This is a genomic window from Neisseria uirgultaei (assembly GCF_962719845.1).
In the GTDB taxonomy this organism is placed as follows: Bacteria; Pseudomonadota; Gammaproteobacteria; order Burkholderiales; family Neisseriaceae; genus Neisseria; species Neisseria bergeri.
The window spans coordinates 92,865-110,788 of record NZ_CAUIYF010000004.1 but is presented as its reverse complement, the minus strand read 5'-3'; the positions used below and the strand labels follow the sequence as shown (position 1 = coordinate 110,788).

The 17,924-nt window shown below is 53.1% G+C and carries 16 protein-coding genes and 1 tRNA gene; 9 read left to right on the top strand and 8 right to left on the bottom strand.

The window, feature by feature from the left end; all coding sequences use genetic code 11:
• Positions 1-11: 11 nt before the first annotated feature.
• Positions 12-1,157 carry a succinyl-diaminopimelate desuccinylase gene (gene dapE, locus Q9J32_RS03785; RefSeq protein ID WP_301885287.1) on the top strand — a complete coding sequence of 382 codons (1,146 nt, stop codon included), beginning with the start codon at positions 12-14 and terminating at the stop codon, positions 1,155-1,157.
• A gap of 712 nt (positions 1,158-1,869) precedes the next feature.
• Positions 1,870-2,685 carry a helix-turn-helix transcriptional regulator gene (locus Q9J32_RS03780; RefSeq protein ID WP_301885288.1) on the top strand — a complete coding sequence of 272 codons (816 nt, stop codon included), beginning with the start codon at positions 1,870-1,872 and terminating at the stop codon, positions 2,683-2,685.
• On the opposite strand, the gene Q9J32_RS03775 is transcribed toward Q9J32_RS03780, so the two are convergent.
• Both Q9J32_RS03775 and Q9J32_RS03770 read right to left on the bottom strand, forming a co-directional pair.
• Positions 2,663-3,106 (bottom strand): YbhB/YbcL family Raf kinase inhibitor-like protein, encoded by a 444-nt coding sequence (locus Q9J32_RS03775; protein ID WP_373321652.1) that lies wholly within the window; start codon positions 3,104-3,106, stop codon positions 2,663-2,665. The two genes, Q9J32_RS03780 and Q9J32_RS03775, sit on opposite strands and share 23 nt — an antisense overlap.
• Before the next feature lie 45 nt (positions 3,107-3,151).
• On the bottom strand, positions 3,152-3,325 hold the full coding sequence (locus tag Q9J32_RS03770) for a hypothetical protein (protein WP_373321649.1): 174 nt from the start codon (positions 3,323-3,325) through the stop codon (positions 3,152-3,154).
• A 254-nt stretch (positions 3,326-3,579) separates the two neighbouring features.
• Here Q9J32_RS03770 and Q9J32_RS03765 point away from each other — a divergent pair, with 254 nt between their 5' ends.
• Positions 3,580-4,389 (top strand): methylated-DNA--[protein]-cysteine S-methyltransferase, encoded by an 810-nt coding sequence (locus Q9J32_RS03765; RefSeq protein WP_301885178.1) that lies wholly within the window; start codon positions 3,580-3,582, stop codon positions 4,387-4,389.
• 49 nt (positions 4,390-4,438) lie between these two features.
• Here the strand turns inward: Q9J32_RS03765 and glgB are convergent, their stop codons facing one another.
• The gene (glgB, locus tag Q9J32_RS03760; RefSeq protein WP_301885289.1) at positions 4,439-8,731 is read right to left on the bottom strand and encodes a 1,4-alpha-glucan branching protein GlgB; all 4,293 of its coding nucleotides are present in this window, start codon (positions 8,729-8,731) and stop codon (positions 4,439-4,441) included.
• 260 nt (positions 8,732-8,991) lie between these two features.
• Here glgB and Q9J32_RS03755 point away from each other — a divergent pair.
• The 3 genes from Q9J32_RS03755 to smpB all read left to right on the top strand — a co-directional run bounded on the left by Q9J32_RS03755 (position 8,992) and on the right by smpB (position 10,709).
• Positions 8,992-9,067, top strand: a tRNA-Asn gene (locus Q9J32_RS03755).
• A gap of 130 nt (positions 9,068-9,197) precedes the next feature.
• Positions 9,198-10,208: a lipopolysaccharide heptosyltransferase II gene (gene waaF / locus Q9J32_RS03750; RefSeq protein ID WP_003751234.1), complete on the top strand. Its 1,011-nt coding sequence runs from the start codon at positions 9,198-9,200 to the stop codon at positions 10,206-10,208.
• Positions 10,209-10,262: 54 nt separating this feature from the next.
• Complete coding sequence (gene smpB, locus Q9J32_RS03745) at positions 10,263-10,709, top strand: SsrA-binding protein SmpB (RefSeq protein ID WP_010358325.1); 447 nt, start codon at positions 10,263-10,265, stop codon at positions 10,707-10,709.
• A gap of 104 nt (positions 10,710-10,813) precedes the next feature.
• Here smpB and Q9J32_RS03740 read toward each other — a convergent pair whose 3' ends face one another.
• From Q9J32_RS03740 to Q9J32_RS03725, 4 genes are all read right to left on the bottom strand, one after another.
• Positions 10,814-11,044, bottom strand: a complete 231-nt coding sequence (locus Q9J32_RS03740; protein ID WP_304673080.1) for a hypothetical protein — start codon at positions 11,042-11,044, stop codon at positions 10,814-10,816.
• 90 nt (positions 11,045-11,134) lie between these two features.
• A complete protein-coding gene (locus Q9J32_RS03735) occupies positions 11,135-11,635 on the bottom strand; it encodes a YfbM family protein (protein ID WP_301885186.1) in 501 nt (166 codons plus the stop codon).
• A 40-nt stretch (positions 11,636-11,675) separates the two neighbouring features.
• Complete coding sequence (locus tag Q9J32_RS03730) at positions 11,676-13,043, bottom strand: FAD-binding oxidoreductase (protein ID WP_301885188.1); 1,368 nt, start codon at positions 13,041-13,043, stop codon at positions 11,676-11,678.
• Between the two features lie 109 nt (positions 13,044-13,152).
• Positions 13,153-13,425 carry a hypothetical protein gene (locus tag Q9J32_RS03725; protein ID WP_301885191.1) on the bottom strand — a complete coding sequence of 91 codons (273 nt, stop codon included), beginning with the start codon at positions 13,423-13,425 and terminating at the stop codon, positions 13,153-13,155.
• Positions 13,426-13,902: 477 nt separating this feature from the next.
• On the opposite strand from Q9J32_RS03725, the gene Q9J32_RS03720 reads away from it, so the two are divergent.
• Both Q9J32_RS03720 and hpnC read left to right on the top strand, forming a co-directional pair.
• A complete protein-coding gene (locus tag Q9J32_RS03720) occupies positions 13,903-14,385 on the top strand; it encodes an FKBP-type peptidyl-prolyl cis-trans isomerase (protein WP_301885193.1) in 483 nt (160 codons plus the stop codon).
• Between the two features lie 86 nt (positions 14,386-14,471).
• Positions 14,472-15,284 (top strand): squalene synthase HpnC, encoded by an 813-nt coding sequence (gene hpnC, locus Q9J32_RS03715; protein WP_301885290.1) that lies wholly within the window; start codon positions 14,472-14,474, stop codon positions 15,282-15,284.
• A 71-nt stretch (positions 15,285-15,355) separates the two neighbouring features.
• On the opposite strand, the gene Q9J32_RS03710 is transcribed toward hpnC, so the two are convergent.
• Positions 15,356-15,826, bottom strand: coding sequence for a DUF1841 family protein (locus Q9J32_RS03710; protein WP_301885195.1), 471 nt, complete (start codon positions 15,824-15,826; stop codon positions 15,356-15,358).
• Positions 15,827-15,916: 90 nt separating this feature from the next.
• Between Q9J32_RS03710 and Q9J32_RS03705 the strand changes: the two genes are divergently transcribed.
• On the top strand, positions 15,917-17,758 hold the full coding sequence (locus Q9J32_RS03705) for a protein-disulfide reductase DsbD (RefSeq protein ID WP_301885197.1): 1,842 nt from the start codon (positions 15,917-15,919) through the stop codon (positions 17,756-17,758).
• Positions 17,759-17,924 lie beyond the last annotated feature (166 nt).

Sequence of the window (17,924 nt, the reverse complement as noted above, 5' to 3'; positions counted from 1 at the left end):
AAAGCCGAAAAATGACCGAAACCCAATCCCTAGAACTCTCCAAAGCATTGATTTCCCGCCCATCCGTTACCCCCGACGACCGAGATTGCCAAAAACTGCTTGCCGAACGCCTGCACAAAATCGGTTTTGTGGCTGAAGAACTTCATTTCGGCGATACCAAAAACATCTGGTTGCGACGCGGCACGAAAGCCCCCGTCGTCTGTTTTGCAGGACATACCGACGTTGTACCGACCGGCCCTGTTGAAAAATGGGATTCGCCCCCGTTCGAGCCGACCGAGCGAGACGGAAGATTATACGGGCGCGGCGCGGCGGACATGAAAACCAGCATCGCCTGTTTTGTTACCGCCTGCGAACGCTTTGTTGCCGAACACCCCGACCATCAAGGCAGCATCGCGCTCCTGATTACTTCCGACGAAGAGGGCGACGCGCTGGACGGCACGACCAAAGTCGTCGATGTATTGAAAGCGCGCGGCGAGTTGATTGACTACTGCATCGTCGGCGAACCGACCGCCGTGGACAAATTGGGCGATATGATTAAAAACGGCCGGCGCGGCTCGCTGTCGGGCAACCTGACTGTCAAAGGCAAGCAAGGCCATATCGCCTATCCGCATTTGGCAATCAATCCCGTCCACACTTTTGCCCCGGCCTTGTTAGAGTTGACGCAGGAAGTCTGGGACGAAGGCAACGAATACTTCCCACCGACCAGTTTCCAGATTTCCAATATCAACGGCGGCACAGGCGCGACCAACGTCATTCCGGGCGAGCTGAGCGTCAAATTCAATTTCCGCTTCTCCACCGAGTCCACCGAAGCAGGGCTGAAACAACGCGTTCACGCCATTTTGGACAAACACGGCGTGCAATACGATTTGCAGTGGTCGTGTTCGGGGCAGCCCTTCCTGACCCACGCGGGCAAACTGACCGACGTGGCACGCGCCGCCATCGCCGAAACCTGCGGCGTAGAGACCGAATTGTCCACCACCGGCGGCACTTCGGACGGACGCTTCATTAAAGCCATTGCGAAAGAACTCATCGAATTAGGCCCGTCCAATGCCACCATCCACCAAATCAACGAAAACGTGCGGCTGGACGATATTCCGAAGCTGTCGGCAGTGTATGAGGGGATATTGGCGCGGTTGTTGGCTGGAAATGCCGTCTGAAAGCAGCTTGCTTGCCGGATAAGGATGTCCGACAATTTGATTAGACCTAGTGTGAGTTTGAGATAACGCATTGATTTTTATGTAGAGCGATTTATTTGAACGGCAATCCATTCCCTCTCCCGAGGGAGAGGGTTAGAGAGAGAGCATCGGGGCGGTAACGGAAATATTGTCTGTATCTGCCCCGTTTTACTCTTTCCCCGAGCCTCCCCCATAGGGGCCAAGTTGCAGGCATACCGACGGAATTTCGCTTTGCATTAACTGCCTTATTTCGAACGCACGTCAAACTTAAATTTGCAATGCCGTCTGAAAAGAAGATGGGCTGTCGGATACGGATGTCCGACCATTTTATTAGACCTAACGTGAGTTTGAGATAACACATTGATTTTTATGTAGGACGATTTATTTAAACGGTAATCCATTCCCTCTCCCGTGGGAGAGGGCTAGGGAGAGGGCATTGGGGCGGCAACGGAAATATTGCCTGTATCTGCCCCGTTTTACCCCCTCCCCGACCCTCCCCCACAGGGGAGGGAGCCAAGTTGCAGGCACGCCGACGGAATATGGTTGAAACCCGGCCATTCGGGGCGGTGGGATTTTGGTTTATTTTTTGGGAAGTAACCCCTTCCAAATCAGGGTAAACAGGGCTGCGCCTTATGTGCAGCCCTGCGTGTTGGAGATAATAGTGCCGTCAAATTACTTTCATACGCGCGAACGATTGGGTGCTTTAGGCGGCATCGTGCAACATCATACCGCCTTGTACCGCAGCGTGGCGGTATATGAACCGGCTGTGCTTATCGTGCGGCGCGGATGCAAGAAGCTGCGGTGGGCGGGGCGCGAATTGAGGATTGCGGCGGGTGAGGTGGTCGCGTTGGCAGGCGGGCAGACGTTTGACGTCATCAATATTCCCGATTCAGACGGCCTCTATCAGGCGCAATGGATTGCTTTCGAACAGGAAACCGTAGAAAGGTTTGCCGCACAATACGGGACGGCGCAGGCAGTGTGCGATGCGGTGAAGCTGCCGCACCCCGGGCGGATGAACACGGCGTTTGATTATGCAGCTGCGGTACTGGCGGATGAAGAAGTGCCGCACAATGCGGCGGAGGCCGCACTTTACGGCGTGTTGGCGTGGTTGCAGCATGACGGCATCGGTTTTACCGTGTACGAAGGCGTCAACCTGATGCGGCAAATCCGCAAACTGATTACCGCCGATATGGCTGCGGACTGGTCGTCGGCGATGTTGGCGCAGCGGCTTAATTGCAGTGAGGCCGCGTTGCGGCGGCGGTTAGCGCGGCAGGACACGAATTTCCGTACGCTGCTGACGGATGTACGCATGATGCGCGCGCTGACGCTGTTGCAGGTTACGCAATGGCCGGTGGCGCAGATTGCCGGCGCGGTTGGCTATAACTGCCCATCCCGTTTCAGCGCGCGCTTCAAAGAGCGGTTCGGTTGCGTGCCGTCGGCGGTCCGCTCGGAAGCGGAGCCTGCGGCATATCGGCGCACGGTGCAGGTCAGCGTCGGTGTTCGACCGTGAATTTTGCTTCGCCCAAGCTGTTTGCCTTAGTGAAGAAACCGACCAGCGCGGGTGTGGATTCGGCGGTGATGTTCGGCAGCTTGGCGACTTTTAGCGCGGTGAGCGTGAATTCGTAGCGGTGTTCCCTGCCTTCGGGCGGACACGCGCCGCCGTAGCCCGGCGTGCCGAAGTCCGTGCGGGTTTGCAGCGCGCCTTTGGGCAGCCTGCCGCCTTGCGCGGTAATGCCTGCGGGCAGGCTGCGGACATCGGCGGGAATGTCGGCGACCACCCAGTGCATCCAGCCCAGGCCGGTCGGCGCGTCTTTATCGTAAACGGTCAGGACGAAACTTTTTGTCCCGGCGGGCGGATTTTTCCACGACAGCGCGGGCGAAGTATAGTGGATTAAATTTAAATCAGGACAAGGCGACGAAGCCGCAGACAGTACAAATAGTACGGCAAGGCGAGGCAACGCCGTACTGATTTAAATTTAATCCACTATATTGCTGCCCGAACAACCGAAGCCGTAAAGCGCGCTCAAAAGCTGGTTTGGCGTGAAGCCGCCGTCTTCGGACGGGTTGTCGAATTGCAGCGTGAATGCGCCCTCGGCAAAGGCAGCGGTTGAAAAAGCCAGCAGTACGGAGGAGAGGATGCGGGTTTGCATAGATGATTCCTTTGCTTGATGAATAAGTGGATTCATTATAGGCTGTCAATGGCGGCAGGAATGTGCCGAAACGGTTGGATGATGTGCCGAAATGTGCAAATGTAAAAATCCGTGGTTTCAGATGACCCTTTGCAGGTCGTCTGAAATCTTTAATTCCTTTCCCTGAGGCTTTGGAAATATCGAATATTTAGGAATTGCCGCAACCCAACCCTCAAGATTTACGTCATAGCCCGTTCCTGCGCCGGCGTGCGGGAATGGCGGAAATCGGGGATTTTGCCGTCAAATCCATGATAGAGATACGGAGCAAACGAATGATTACCCTGCCTGCCTTAAACAATCTGCCGTCAAAATGGGATGAAATCCGCCATTGGCTCGAAACCCAAGTTTTTGAGTGTGAAGTCATGCCGTATCCCAATCTGACGGAATGCGAAGCCAAGCAGTTCGAGCAGGATTTTATCGACCGTATCGGCTGCGCGTCTGAAGAATATGTCCGTATCCGCCGTGCCATCCGTCTCTTGGAAGCGCGTTATCCCGACAGCTTGAACGAACTGACCTCCGCCGCCATTGCCACGCCGTTGGGCGAGATGCTGGCGGTGTTCGGTAGCAGGGGTTTGTGTTTGCTGGAATTTGTCGGGCAGAAGCATATGGAGCAGGAAATTACCGCCGTCCAAAAAGCTTTGCGCGGACGGTTTGTGTTTCGGGAGGATGAGCGGACGCAACTTCTGCGGCAGGAATTGGATTTGTATTTTCAATGCCGTCTGAAAACCTTTGCCACGCCCTTGGAAATGATTGGTACGGCGTTTCAAAAGCAGGCGTGGGACGCGCTCTTGGCGATTCCTTACGGCGAAACGCGCAGCTACAAGGAGCAGGCGCAGCGTTTGGACAAGCCCAAAGCCGTCCGCGCCGTTGCCGCCGCCAACGGGCAGAACAAAGTGTCCATTCTGATTCCCTGCCACCGCGTCATCGGCAGCGACGGCAAACTGACCGGCTACGCAGGCGGGTTGAACCGCAAACAGTTTTTACTGGCTTTGGAACGCGGCGAAGTTCAGACGGCATTGTTTTGACGGGCGCGGCGGACAACGGGGCTTGAGGGGTTCAAGCCCCGTCCGCCTTTCAGACGGCATCGGAGGTTTTTTCCGCCCCGGTTTGGCTTTGTGCCTCCTGATACAGGTAAACGGTTGCCAACGGCGGTACGGTTACGGACAGGGAATTTGGTTTGCCGTGCGACCAAACTTCTTCCGTTTCCAACGTCGCGCCGGCAGAAACGCCGCTGCCTTTGTAATGCAGACCGTCTGAATTGAGGATTTCGCGGTATCCGCCGGCAGAATTTACGCCGAAGCGGTAGCCTTCGCGCACCACAGGCGTGAAGTTGCTGATCACGATGACGCGGTTGCCTTCGCGGTCGCGTCGCTCGAAGACGAATACGGAGTTGTCGCCGTCGTCGGCAACCAGCCACTCGAAGCCTTCCGGCCATTGGTCTAATTGGTAAAGCGGCGCGGTGTCTTTATAGATGCGGTTCAAATCGCGCACGAAGTCTTGTACGCCTTTGTGCCGGCCGCCTTCTTGTTCGAGTAAAAACCAATCCAGTCCTTCGTTGTAGTTCCACTCTCTGCCTTGCGCGAACTCGTTGCCCATAAACAAGAGTTTTTTGCCGGGGAAGCCGTACATAAAGCCGTAGTAGGCGCGCAGGTTGGCGAATTGCTGCCAACAGTCGCCGGGCATCCGTCCGAGCAGCGAGCGTTTGCCGTGCACGACTTCATCGTGTGAAAGCGGCAGCACAAAGTTTTCGCTGTACTGGTACATCATGCCGAAGGTCATTTTATTGTGGTGGTATTTGCGGTTGATGGGGTCTTCCATCATGTAACGCAAAGTATCGTTCATCCAGCCCATATTCCACTTGTAGCTGAAGTTCAGCCCTTCTTGGCGGGTTACGTTGGCAAAGGAGGTGGATTCTTCGGCAATTTCGGCGGCAGCCGGAACTTCCTTTTTCAACATCGTATTGGTGTCGCGCAGGAAAGCGATGGCTTCAAGGTTTTCATGGCCGCCGTATTGGTTGGGTATCCACTCGCCGTCTTTGCGTGAGTAGTTGCGGTAAATCATCGAAGCCACCGCGTCAACGCGGATACCGTCGAAGCCGAAGCGTTCTATCCAATACAGGGCGTTGCCTTGCAGGAAGTTTTTCACTTCGTTTCTGCCGAAGTTGTAAATCAGGGTGTTCCAGTCTTGGTGGAAACCTTCGCGGGGGTCGGCGTGTTCGTACAATGCCGTGCCGTCGAATTTGGCAAGCCCGTGGTCGTCGGTCGGGAAGTGTCCGACCACCCAGTCGAGGATGATGCCGATGCCTGCATCGTGGGCGGCTTTAATCAGGGCGCGCAATTCGTCGGGCGAACCGAAACGACTGGTCGGCGCATACAATCCGGTCGCCTGATAGCCCCACGAGCCGTCAAACGGATATTCGGAAACGGGCAGGAATTCGATGTGGGTAAAGCCCATGTCTTTGACGTAGGCGATCAGTTCTTTGGCAAGCTCTTCGTAAGTCAGCCAGAAGTTGTTTTCGGGATTGCGTTTCCACGAACCCAAATGCACTTCATAAATGCTGATAGGCGCGTCAACGGCGTTGGCACGGGCGCGGAAGCCGGGGGCTTCGACTTTTTCCGGCAAACCGCGCACGACCGATGCCGTATTCGGACGCAACTCCGCACCGAAGGCATACGGGTCGGCTTTTTGCCGCACATTGCCGCCGGCATCGCGGATTTCAAATTTGTAGAGGGCATTGGGTTTGACGGAGGGGATGAAGATGTCCCAAATGCCGTTGTCGCGGTGGAAACGCATCACATGGCGGCGGCCGTCCCAGTTATTGAACTCGCCGATGACAGACACGCGCTGCGCGTTTGGCGCCCATACGGCAAAGCTCACGCCTTTCACGCCATCCACTTCGGCAAAATGCGCGCCCAAAGTTTCATAAGGACGCAGGTGTCTGCCTTCCGCCAACAGCCAAGAATCCATTTCTTTCAATGCCGACGGGAAGCGGTAGGGGTCTTCTTCGCGCACGGGGTTGCCGTTTCCGCCGTAATAGACGTTCAGCGCGTAATCGGGCGCATTATCGGGCAGTACGGCGACAAAGAATCCGCGCCCATCGATTTTTTCAGACGGCACAATCAGTCCGCCGCTTTCACGGTCGACAATATCTACTGCCGAAGCGTCGGGAATCAGCGTGCGCACGACTTCGCCGCCTTCGGCAAGGCGGTGCCGTCCCAAATAGGCGAATACGTCGCCGTGGGCCGCAAAAAACAGGCTGTCAACCGTGTCGCGTTCTGCTTGATCGGGTTGGCGGTAGGAAAGGGTTGGGCAGTTCTTTTTCATACGGACTCCGTCAATCATGGCAAGTTGGGCGGTCATGGTTCGGCAATCTGCAAAGTCTTCCAGCGCGACGGGCATTTTGCGCGCCCAGTTGGGATAACCCTCGGCAACGCCCGGCACATTCAGGTTGTCGCCCACGCCCAGCAGGTTTTCCAGTTGCACCGCATACAGCCTGCTGCGGCTCATGGCGGCGTATTTGTGGATGGCGGACATCAGCCTTTCCGTCATTTCAGACGGCATTGTGCTGTCTTTGTCCAAACAGCCGCATTGTTTAAGCTTGTCGAACAGGTCTGCCTTGTCGTGTTCGCGCGCTTCCAATGCCGTCTGAAAAGTTTCCTCATCGGGAATCGTGCCCAGGCGGAACATCCAATCCAAATCCTTGCCCGTCCAATAACCCGCCAAAGGCGCGACATCGTGCGTGCTGACGACCGTAATCGCCTGTTCGGGATATTCATCGGGCAATTCAAAGCCGTGCCTGCCTTTGCTGAAATACACGACCTTATAAGAAAACACCTGATAACGGTTCAACAAATCACGCACCCGGTCGGGCACCGTCCCCAAATCCTCGCCGATGACGATGCAGCGGTTGCGCCGGCTTTCCAAAGCCAAAATGGCAAACATCACGTCCGCGTCGTAATGCACATACGCGCCCAAGTCCGCCGTCTCGCCCGCAACCCACCACAGGCGGTACAAAGCCATTACATGATCGATGCGCAAGATGCCGTAAAGCCGCATATTTTCACGCAACAGCCGGGCGAACTTCTCATAACCTGTGTGCTTCAGCATTATCGGATTGAGCGGCGGCAGATCCCAGTTTTGCCCCGTCGGGCACAAAGGATCGGGCGGCGCACCGACAGACATATCCATACAATAATCTTGGCGGTTTAACCAAGTGTCCGCGCCGCCGCGCGCCACGCCGACCGCCAAATCGCCGTAAATCCCCAACTTGATGCCGAGTCTGACCGCCGTTTCCTGCACTTTGTACCATTGTTCCGCGCAAAGCCATTGCAGCCACATATGAAAACGGATGTCGTGTCCGTGGTTGGCGGCAAAGTTTTTGACGGCTTCTCCGTCGGGGTCGTGAAACTCGGCAGACCAAGATTGCCAGCCTATGCCGTCGCAGCCGCCGTAATATTGGTCGAGGGCTTCAAACAGCCCGAATCCCGACAGTGCCGCTCCTTTTTCTTCCGCAAATGCGGCAAAAGCCGCACGTTCCTTTTGGGCGGCTTCGCACGGTTCGGTTTCAAATGCTTGGAATGCCGCCTGAAGAGCTTCGCGTTTGAACGCCCAAACCGCCGTGTAGGTTACGGTATCGGTAATCCGCAGTGCGGCAATGCGCCGCTGCATTTTTTCTTGGGCAAAACGGTTTTTCAGGGTTTCGCTGTAGGAAAACGCCCCGACTTTTTCCACATTCAGATAAATCGGATTGAGCCATTCGCGTGAAGACGGGCTGTACGGGCTGGCAAAGGCAGGCTTGGCACTGAAAAGCGCGTGCAGCGGATTGATGCCGACGAAATCCAGCTTTTTCTCTGCCGCATAAGCCATCAGGTTCTGCAAATCGGTAAAGTCGCCTATGCCCCAGTTGCGGTGCGAACGCAGGCTGTACAAATGCACCGTCAGCCCGTTCATTCTTGCGCCGCAGTTTGGTTCGGGCAGCCGGTAAACCGATTGCGGTGCGACAATCAGACGGATTTTTCCGGCAGCGCACGAAAGGGTGTAGTAGCCGCAGGAAAGATCGGGCAGGGCAAGCCGGTATGTGCCGTGGTCGTCGCGGTCGAGGGGTAAAACCCGATGTGTGCCGTTTTCATCTTCCAAAACGGTTTCCGTTTCGTCCGACCATGCGGACGGCAGGGTCAGATTTTCGCATCTGTGTTCGCGGGCTGCCAGCGTGTCGAGATAAATGCCGTCTGAAACACCATCTTTCTGCAAGGTGTCGGCTATCGTTTCCCATACCTCGGGCGGTGTGGCGCGATATACGCCGTTAATATCGTGAAACCCCAAGCTGATGCCCAAAGCAGAGGCCTGCTGTTCCGATACGGTATCCATCTTGTCGTCCTGTCTGTTGTCCGTAATCTCAAGGCGTAATCTTAATATAAATACGGAATGATGACGGCTGTAATTGCGTGCAACGGCAGTTTCTTCCATATTGTTTGATTTGAACCAATATGCCGTCTGAAGCCGGTTTTCCCGTTCAGACGGCATATTTGGTTAAATGTCTTTTCCATTCATATATTTGTAGTTTTGTTACCCGTTTGGACAAAATTAAGGATTGACACATTTTTTCCGGACGCTATAATACGCCCCATTCCCCGATAGCTCAGTCGGTAGAGCGACGGACTGTTAATCCGCAGGTCCCTGGTTCGAGCCCAGGTCGGGGAGCCAGAATTTTGAAGCCCGAACTTGAATGTTCGGGCTTTTTCATATTTGCACGTCCGGCGTTCGGAATGCGGCAAGATAGGTTTTCCAACGGTTTCGCGGTAAAATTCTGCCTGTCTGATTTCGGTTTCTTGTTATGTCCATCAAAATCCTGATTATTTCCCCCAGTTGGATAGGCGACTGCGTGATGACCCAGCCCTTGTTCCGCCGTTTGAAGGAACTTCACCCCGGTTGCACGATTGATGTGTTCGCACCGAAGTGGTCGATGGCGGTGTTTGAGCGTATGCCTGAAGTGAATGAGATTCTTGAAAATCCGTTCGGACACGGTGCGTTGGAGTTGAAACGCCGTTGGCGGGTCGGTAGGGATTTGGGACGGCGCGGATACGATCAGGTTATCGTGTTACCGGGTTCTTTGAAATCGGCAATCATCGCGCTGGCAACGGGTATCGGAAAAAGAACGGGTTATGTCGGCGAAAGCCGTTATTTTCTGTTGAACGATATACGCAGGCTGGATAAGGAACGTCTGCCTTTGATGGTGGATAGATATACGGCTCTTGCGCATCAGAGTCAGAAAGATTTTGACGGGTGTTCAGGATTTCCTAAGTTTTCCATTGATGAACGGCAGAGGAAAATTTCTGTCGAAACCTTTGGCTTGGATATTGGAAAGCCTGTTTTGGCTTTTTGTCCGGGTGCGGAATTCGGGCCGGCAAAGCGTTGGCCGGCAAAGCATTTTGCCGAGTTGGGCAAACATTATTCGGCGGCGGGTTGGCAGGTTTGGCTGTTCGGTTCGCAAAAAGATGATGAAATTGCCGAGGAAATCAACCGCCTTTCAGACGGCATATGTGTGAATTTATGCGGAAAGACCGATTTGTCGCAGGCAATGGATTTGCTGTCGTTGGCAGATACGGTTGTGTGTAACGACAGCGGGCTGATGCACTTGGCGGCAGCTTTGGGCAGAAAGGTAGTGGCGGTTTACGGTTCTTCCAGCCCGACGCATACGCCGCCTTTGAGCGACAGGGCGAAAATCGTCAGCCTGCACTTGGAATGTTCGCCCTGTTTCAAACGTGAATGTCCGTTGGGGCATACCGACTGCCTCAACAGGCTGTATCCCGAGAAGATTGTGCAGGCGGTTGAAGAGGCGGTATGATGGGTTCTGTTTTCGGATTTATGCCGTCTGACGGCGGATATTGATAGGATGTTTATGGCTATTGCGAATAATAAAAAAGCATTTCACGATTTTTTCATTGAAGACCGGATTGAAGCCGGTTTGGTATTGGAAGGCTGGGAAGTCAAGGCGATCCGTGCTGCACGCGTACAGCTTAAAGAGAGTTATATCTATTGGAAAAAAGACGCGTTTTATCTGGTCGGTTGCCATATTACCGCGTTGCCCACTGCCTCGACACACATCAAACCTGATGCCGTACGCCCGCGCAAGCTCTTGTTAAAACAGTCGGAAATCAACAAATTAATCGGAAAAACGGAACGTGCCGGTTACACCATCGTGCCGCTGGATTTGCATTTTTCACGCGGAAAAATCAAGATGGAAATCGGTTTGGCAAAAGGTAAGAAACAACACGACAAACGCCAGAGTATGAAAGAGGCGGATTGGAAACGCGAGAAACAGCGGTTGATTAAGCATACGCGCTGATGGGGGATGCGGTTTCAGACGGCATTTGAACAATGCCGTCTGACGGTTGTTTAGACAATGGTGTTGAAATACGAAACGGAAAAACAGGGCGGTTGCCCTGTTTTCTATTTGCGTAAAAGATGCGAATGACGGGAAGCGGAAAAACGGAAATGCCCGTCTTTGGCGAAATCGTAAACGTTGCTGACTGCCCTGATATGGTGGGGTGGTTCTTTTCCTTGTTTCAGACATTCGCGCGCTATTCTCCGTAATTTCCGGTTGGCAAGGCGTTTGTCCTGTTTTTCGCTGACTGCCGTGGTTATAGGGGAAAAGGGGTGTTTTCTGTAACTTTTACTCATGATGGTCTCCCAGGTTGAAATACCTAGGTTTCCTTGAGTGCGATTCCGTACTTTGTCTTCATTAAAGTTTCCGTGGTGTTTGAAATATATTTAGTAAATGCTGACCAGTACATTGCTATTTGAATGCCGGGCGGTTTTGTAAAAATTGCCGATTTTGTAAAAGTAGTCGGTAATTTCTTCTTTTATATCATCAATTTCATCTTCATAATCCCAAATGTCGGGGTAGATATGATGCTCTTTGCACACCTGCATACTGAAATGCTCCATTGCGCTTTTTATGTCGAAGCCTTCCAAAGCTGAGATGATTTCATGGATTTGGGCGGATTCGATATAAGCGGCGTATCCGTCGTCGTCCGAAATGGGTGTCGTTCCGACGATTGATTCGGATAACAGATTGCCCTTTAAGGGATTTTCTGCACTTGTTCCGGTCAGTATAAAATGTAAAACATCCCACATTTTATCAATGTCGAGGCAAACGGCAGCCTCATCCTCCAAATCTTCCAGTTCTTCAAACAATTCTTGCCATTCGGTATCGGTGTTTTTAAGCAAAGCCAGTTTTTCATTATCGACCAGTTGATAGGTTGCTGTCATTCCCATGATATTTCCTATAATTTCATTTTGAATCAGTTATTTATGGAAGAAGTTTGCCCGGGTTCATGATGTTATATGGATCAAGGTGTTGTTTGATGCTTTTCATCAGGGTGATTTCGGCAGGTGTGCGTACTTTGTCCAGCCACTGTTTTTTGATGATACCTATGCCGTGTTCTGCGGCAACTGTACCATTGCAGGCAAGAACGTTGCAATAGACTGTGCTGTTGATGTCGTTTTCGTAACGATAGACTTCATTGCTGAGGATTTCGGGCAGGAAAGTATTGTAGTGCAGGCTGCCGTCGCCCAGATGTCCGAAGCAGACGATTTGTATGCCTTTGAAATTTTGTTCCAAATCTTTGGCGCACCGGCGGACAAAGTCGGCAACGCGCCCAATGGGGACGGCAATATCGTGTTTGATGCTGGTTCCCAGTTTGCGTTGTGAAGCGGAGATATTTTCGCGCAACGCCCACATATTGATACGTTCTTGTTCGCTTTGTGCCAATACGCTGTCGGTAAAGCCTTTTTCGTACAGGAACTCGGCAAGTTGTCCGTCAAGGTTACCGTTTGGCAGAGAGTCGGTCAACTCAAGTAAAATATGCCATTCTGAATGTGTCGGCAGGGGGAGTTTGCTGAATTCGGAAGACAACTCGGCGGCAAAACGGCCGACCAGTTCAAAACTGCATAGGCGTTCGGCAAAGTGAGCTTGGGTTTCGGTCAGCAGGCGGACGGCGGATTCGATGTCGGGAATGCCGACCCATGCGGTTGCTTTGTCTAAGGGGTTGGCAAACAGCTTGAGCGTGGCTGCAGTGATAATGCCCAATGTACCTTCGCTACCGATAAACAGATGGCGCAAATCGTAACCCGTGGTGTTTTTATGCAGGGGATGGAGATGGGAAACCAGTTCGCCGTTGGGGAGGACGACTTCCAAACCGATAACCAGGTCGCGCATCGTGCCGTAACGCAATACGTTCAAACCTCCGGCATTGCAGGCGATGTTGCCGCCGATTTGGCACGAGCCTTCGCTGGCGAGACTGAGTGGAAACAGCCTGTTTGAGGCTTCGGCTGCCTGTTGGACGGTTTGGAGTACGGAACCTGCTTCGACGGTTATGCAGTTGTCTGCCAAATCGATGTTGCGGATGCGGTTAAGTTTGGAAAGGTTAAGCAATACGCCGTTTTCCGATACTGCCGCGCCGCACAAACCGGTATTGCCGCCTTGCGGCGTAACCGGAATACGGTGTTTGTGGCAGAAACGCATAATGGTTTGCACGCTTTCAACGCTGCGCGGCTGCAAAATGATGTCTGGTGCAGACGTAAAGCGGTTGCGCCGGTCTTCTAAAAGCGTCGGAGAAGGTTCGACAATTTCATCTGCCGGCAGGAGTCGGGAAAATTCGGTATGCAGGTCAAGCATGTTTGTCGGAAGGGTGGGGAGGAGATTGAGGAAGGGAATCTGATGCCGTCTGAAAAGTCAAAAAAGCAGGATACTGAACGTATCCTGCTTTTTTGCAAGCGGAAAATGCTTATTTTGCAGCTTCAGATGCAGCGGCAGGAGCTTCGGCAGCAGGTGCTTCAGCAGCGGGAGCTTCGGTAGAGGAAGCCTCAGCAGCAGGAGCTTCAGCGGCAGGAGTTTCGGTAGCGGAAGCTTCAGCAGCAGGAGTTTCGGTAGAGGAAGCTTCAGCAGCAGGTGCTTCGGCAGCAGGAGCTTCAGCGGCAGGAGCTTCAGCGGCTTTTTCTCCGCCGCAGGCGGCCAGGGCCAAAGACAACAAAGCAGCGGCAAACAGGGATGTTTTCATTTTAGTAACCTTTAAAATCAATTTAAATCAAATTAGGGTAAAACAGTCATTATCGACCATCATTACAAACCAAGTTGAAAATTCATTGCTGAATTTTGCGTAATTATGCACCACGAAATAGGGGATTGCAACGGTGTGCAAATGGGAAAGCAGGTTTGAATGAAAAGTTTTTCCTCCGGGCGAATGATAAATCCTGTAAAACGGTTTTGCTGTTAAAAAATCGATAGGGATGAATATTATAGAGATTAATATAATTCAGTATCTTGTATGATTTATTAAGGCGGATTGGGGAAGTCGGCAGACGGGTCGGAATGGTTTTTGAGAATGTTGTAAAAAAGTTACACTACAATAAAATAACAAAAATTTACATTGAAATATGTGCCGTACAGTTTATGAACAGGTTAACGGTAATCGGCCGGCGCGGCGGTTGTGTTAGAATGCGCCTGTAATCAATCTGCTGTTCCTGAAAGGACAAATATGGCTATTGCAAAAAATTCCGTGGTTTCGCTGCATTATGAGATGTATGATGCCAACAATCAGCTTTTGGACAAAACCGAAGAACCGATTGCGTATCTGCATGGCGGTTACGACGGCATTTTCCCTTTGGTGGAAGAGGCGTTGCACGGCAAGGATGCCGGCGATACGGTCGATGTGGTACTTTCGCCCGACGATGCGTTCGGCGAGCAGGATCCGGAGTTGGTCCGTATTGAAGATGTGGGCGTGTTCCCTGTTGAAGTCGAAGTCGGCATGATGTTTGAAGCCGACGATCCTGAAACGGGCGATGTTGTCGTCTATCGTGTAACCGATGTTGCCGACGGCAAGGCGGTGGTGGACGGCAACCATCCTTTGGCAGGCATGAAAATCCGCTTTAAGGCTACGGTTGAAAGCGTGCGCGATGCATCCGATGAGGAAATTGCACACGGTCATGTCCACGGTCCGCACGGTCATCACCACCACTGATTGCCGGCAGCTTGGAGGTATCTGATGCCGTCTGAAAAGGGTTTGTTCCGTTTCAGACGGCATTTTGTTTGATGGATGGAGAAGGTATGTCGGTTGGGCATTATGAGAATTTTCCCGTCGGTTCGCTGATTTTGCCGCGCAGGTTGAGGAAGCCGGTTCATGCGGTGTACGCGTTTGCACGGACGGCGGACGATATGGCGGACGAGGGCAGTATGCCGTCTGAAGCCAGGTTGGCGAAGTTGGAGGGTTTGCGGCGCGAGTTGGACGTGTTGGCATCGGGCGGCCGGTCGGCGCATCCTTTGATTGCACGATTGGATGCCGAGGCCGTTGTGCCGTTCGGTTTGGATTTGCAGCCGTTTTATGATTTGCTTTCGGCGTTTTCGCAGGATGTGGTCAAAACGAGGTACGCGCATTTCGGCGAGCTGGCCGATTATTGCCGGCGTTCCGCCAACCCTGTCGGACGCATTATGCTGGCTTTGTACGGGAAAACGGATGCGGTGTGCGTGGCGCAAAGCGACGGCATTTGTACGGCTTTGCAACTGGTGAATTTCTGGCAGGATGTGGCTGTGGATTGGCAAAAGGGCAGGGTTTATATTCCGCAGGACGATTTGTTGAAATTCGGTGTTTCCGAGGAACAGATTGCGGCAGGACGGGCGGATGCGACATTTCAGCGGCTGATGGCGTATGAGTGCCGGCGCGCATTCCGTATGCTGAAGGCGGGTTCGCCTTTGGCGCGCGAATTGAAAGGGCGTATCGGTTTGGAACTCCGTATGATTGTGTTGGGGGCGCAGTTGATTTTGCAGAAACTGGACGCGTGCGGCTACGATGTGTTTGCACAACGTCCGGTTTTGGATAAGAAGGATTGGCTGATTATGCTGAAACGCGCGTTGTGGAAATGATTGGGGGAAATGAATGCCGTCTGAAAGGGGTTGTTCCGCTTCAGACGGCATTTTGCAGGCGGTCGGTATGGTCAGGCGATTTCATGCGGGTTCAACCTGGCTCGATCCTCCGCACCCAAGCCGATGAGTTTGCGCAGTCGGGTCATGTAGAAATTGACATCCAAACCGGTGCCGTAGCGTTGCGCCGTCCACAGTGTTTCCGCCAGCGCCTCCATCATTTCGTGTTCGGCTTTGAGCCAGCCGTTTTTGGCACACAATGTTTTATGGATGGCATGTATCCCGTGCGGTTGGTCTATGCCTGCCTGTTCTTGGATGGAAAGGTGCAGCGACATGTGAAGAAACGGGTTGCTTTCGCCGTTTTCCGGCAGCCAGTCGGTGTCCAGATGGTCTTCGATATGTTCGAGATAGCGGTGGTATTCGGGATGGGCCTCGACAATGCGGAGGGCTTTCTGTTCCAACGCGCCCAATTGCAGCGGATTGAGCCGCTGCTGCCACACGCGGGCGAAAAAGCGGCGGACATCGTGGGTATTGACATCGTACATGGCGGGTTCGATAAGATGTTTATGTAAATAGGTTCGGACAATGGCGGGTTTTACATAAATTAAATCCCGCCGTCAACCTTACCTTTTATAATGTGGACAAATTATTTGTCTGAAACGGATTCGATTATGAAAAAACTGATTTGCCTGTTCGCCGTATTTTTGATGTTGTGCGGACGGGCTTTCGCGCTGGATGCGAACGATCTGCTGCCGCCGGAAAAGGCATTCGTGCCGGAGCTTACCGTTGCCGACGACGGTGTGAACGTCCGTTTCAGGATTGCCGACGGATACTATATGTATCAGGCGAAAATCGTCGGCAAAACCGATCCGGCGGATTTGTTGGGACAGCCTTCTTTCAGCAAGGGCGAAGAGAAGGAAGACGAGTTTTTTGGCAGGCAGACGGTTTACCATCACGAGGCGCATGTTGCCTTTCCTTATGCAAAGGCTGTCGGCGAACCGTATAAATTGGTTTTGACCTATCAGGGCTGTGCCGAAGCCGGTGTGTGCTATCCGCCCGTGGATACCGAGTTTGATATTTCCGGCAACGGCACTTACCATCCGCAAACCGACGAACCGGCATCGGCCAAAGACCGCTTTTTGCAGCCTTCCGCCCCAAACGGCAGCGAGGCGTTGCCGCCCCCGAAGGGGGACGAGGGCGGCGACAGCCGTTTCAAGCTGTCTTGGGATACGCTCAACGCCAACCTGTTGGCGTTTTTTCTCGCCGGTTTGGGTCTGAGTTTTACCGCCTGTATGTATCCCCTGTTGCCGATTGTTTCCAGTATCGTGGTCGGTGACAAAAAGGCGGGCAAGGCACGGGCGTTTGTGCTGTCCGTCGTTTATGTTCAGGGTTTGGCTCTGACTTATACGCTGGTCGGCATTGTTGCCGGACTGACGGGCGCGCTGCTGACCGTATGGTTGCAGCAGGCTTGGGTCGTGTTGGCGGCATCGGCTTTGATGGTCGTCTTGGCACTGTCTATGTTCGGGCTGTTCAACATCCAGCTTCCCAACGCCGTACAGTCGTATTTCCAAAACCAGAGCAGCAAACTTTCAGGCGGTAAAATCGTTTCCGTCTTTATTATGGGCATATTGTCCGCGCTGATTGTCGGGCCGTGCGTCGCCCCGCCGCTGGCATTTGCCTTGGGCTATATCGGTCAGACGGGCGATGCGGTTTTGGGCGGTTTGGCACTTTACACTTTGGCGTTGGGCACCGGCGTGCCGCTGATTGCCATCGGCACGTTCGGCGGACATATCCTGCCTAAGGCTGGTGATTGGATGAATGCCGTCAAATACGCATTCGGCTTCATCCTGCTAGCCGTCGCCGTTTACCTCGCCACGCCGCATTTGCCCTATTATCTCGTCGTCGCGCTGTACACGCTGCTGATGCTGGTTCCTGCCTTTATGCTGCTGGTCAACGGACGCAGGCAGAAACGCCGTCCGAAAGCGGCGGCGTATGTGTTGGGCGGCATTTTGCTGATAGGCGGCGCGTGGTTCGGCTGGCAGGGCGCAAACGGCAAAACGACCGCGCTGCACCATTTCCTGACCCTCAATCCCCCGGCCGAAGCAGGCAAATCTTCGGAACACGGCAAAATGTTTGCCGATACTGCCGCGCTGAAGGCAGCGATGGATACGGCGTTGAAAGAACATCCCGACAAACCCGTCGTTTTGGATTTTTATGCCGACTGGTGCATTTCCTGCAAAGAAATGGCGGCATACACGCTCAATCAGCCGGAAGTGCATCAGGCGGTCGATATGGAACGCTTTTTCCAAATCGATGTAACCGCCAATACGCCCGAACATCAGGCGTTGTTGAAAGAATACGGTCTGTTCGGGCCGCCGGGCGTGTTTGTCGTCCGTGCGGACGGCAGCCGCAGCGAGCCGCTTCTGGGCTTTGTCAAAGCCGACAAGTTTGTAGAATGGTATGAGCAGAACCGCTGAATACCGATGTTGGAAATGCCGTCTGAACGTTCAGACGGCATTTTTGTCAGAAAGGAAAACGGCAATATCCGCTATACACACGGAAGCAGTCCAAAGATGTGAAAACCATGTGTATAAGTCGGTTTTCGTATTGAAATTAAAAGATAAAAATACGATGATTAAAAAA

Bases quoted from the DNA above. Each gene is read 5' to 3' on its own strand.
- Q9J32_RS03710 (WP_301885195.1), bottom strand. From the start codon at position 15,826: ATGTACGATGTCAATACCCACGATGTCCGCCGCTTTTTCGCCCGCGTG.
- Q9J32_RS03740 (WP_304673080.1), bottom strand. From the start codon at position 11,044: ATGAGTAAAAGTTACAGAAAACACCCCTTTTCCCCTATAACCACGGCA.
- Q9J32_RS03705 (WP_301885197.1), top strand. From the start codon at position 15,917: ATGTGGACAAATTATTTGTCTGAAACGGATTCGATTATGAAAAAACTG.
- Q9J32_RS03770 (WP_373321649.1), bottom strand. From the start codon at position 3,325: ATGCAAACCCGCATCCTCTCCTCCGTACTGCTGGCTTTTTCAACCGCT.
- Q9J32_RS03725 (WP_301885191.1), bottom strand. From the start codon at position 13,425: ATGAAAACATCCCTGTTTGCCGCTGCTTTGTTGTCTTTGGCCCTGGCC.
- Q9J32_RS03730 (WP_301885188.1), bottom strand. From the start codon at position 13,043: ATGCTTGACCTGCATACCGAATTTTCCCGACTCCTGCCGGCAGATGAA.
- Q9J32_RS03765 (WP_301885178.1), top strand. From the start codon at position 3,580: ATGGCGGAAATCGGGGATTTTGCCGTCAAATCCATGATAGAGATACGG.
- waaF (WP_003751234.1), top strand. From the start codon at position 9,198: ATGTCCATCAAAATCCTGATTATTTCCCCCAGTTGGATAGGCGACTGC.
- glgB (WP_301885289.1), bottom strand. From the start codon at position 8,731: ATGGATACCGTATCGGAACAGCAGGCCTCTGCTTTGGGCATCAGCTTG.
- hpnC (WP_301885290.1), top strand. From the start codon at position 14,472: ATGTCGGTTGGGCATTATGAGAATTTTCCCGTCGGTTCGCTGATTTTG.
- Q9J32_RS03735 (WP_301885186.1), bottom strand. From the start codon at position 11,635: ATGACAGCAACCTATCAACTGGTCGATAATGAAAAACTGGCTTTGCTT.
- smpB (WP_010358325.1), top strand. From the start codon at position 10,263: ATGGCTATTGCGAATAATAAAAAAGCATTTCACGATTTTTTCATTGAA.
- dapE (WP_301885287.1), top strand. From the start codon at position 12: ATGACCGAAACCCAATCCCTAGAACTCTCCAAAGCATTGATTTCCCGC.
- Q9J32_RS03720 (WP_301885193.1), top strand. From the start codon at position 13,903: ATGGCTATTGCAAAAAATTCCGTGGTTTCGCTGCATTATGAGATGTAT.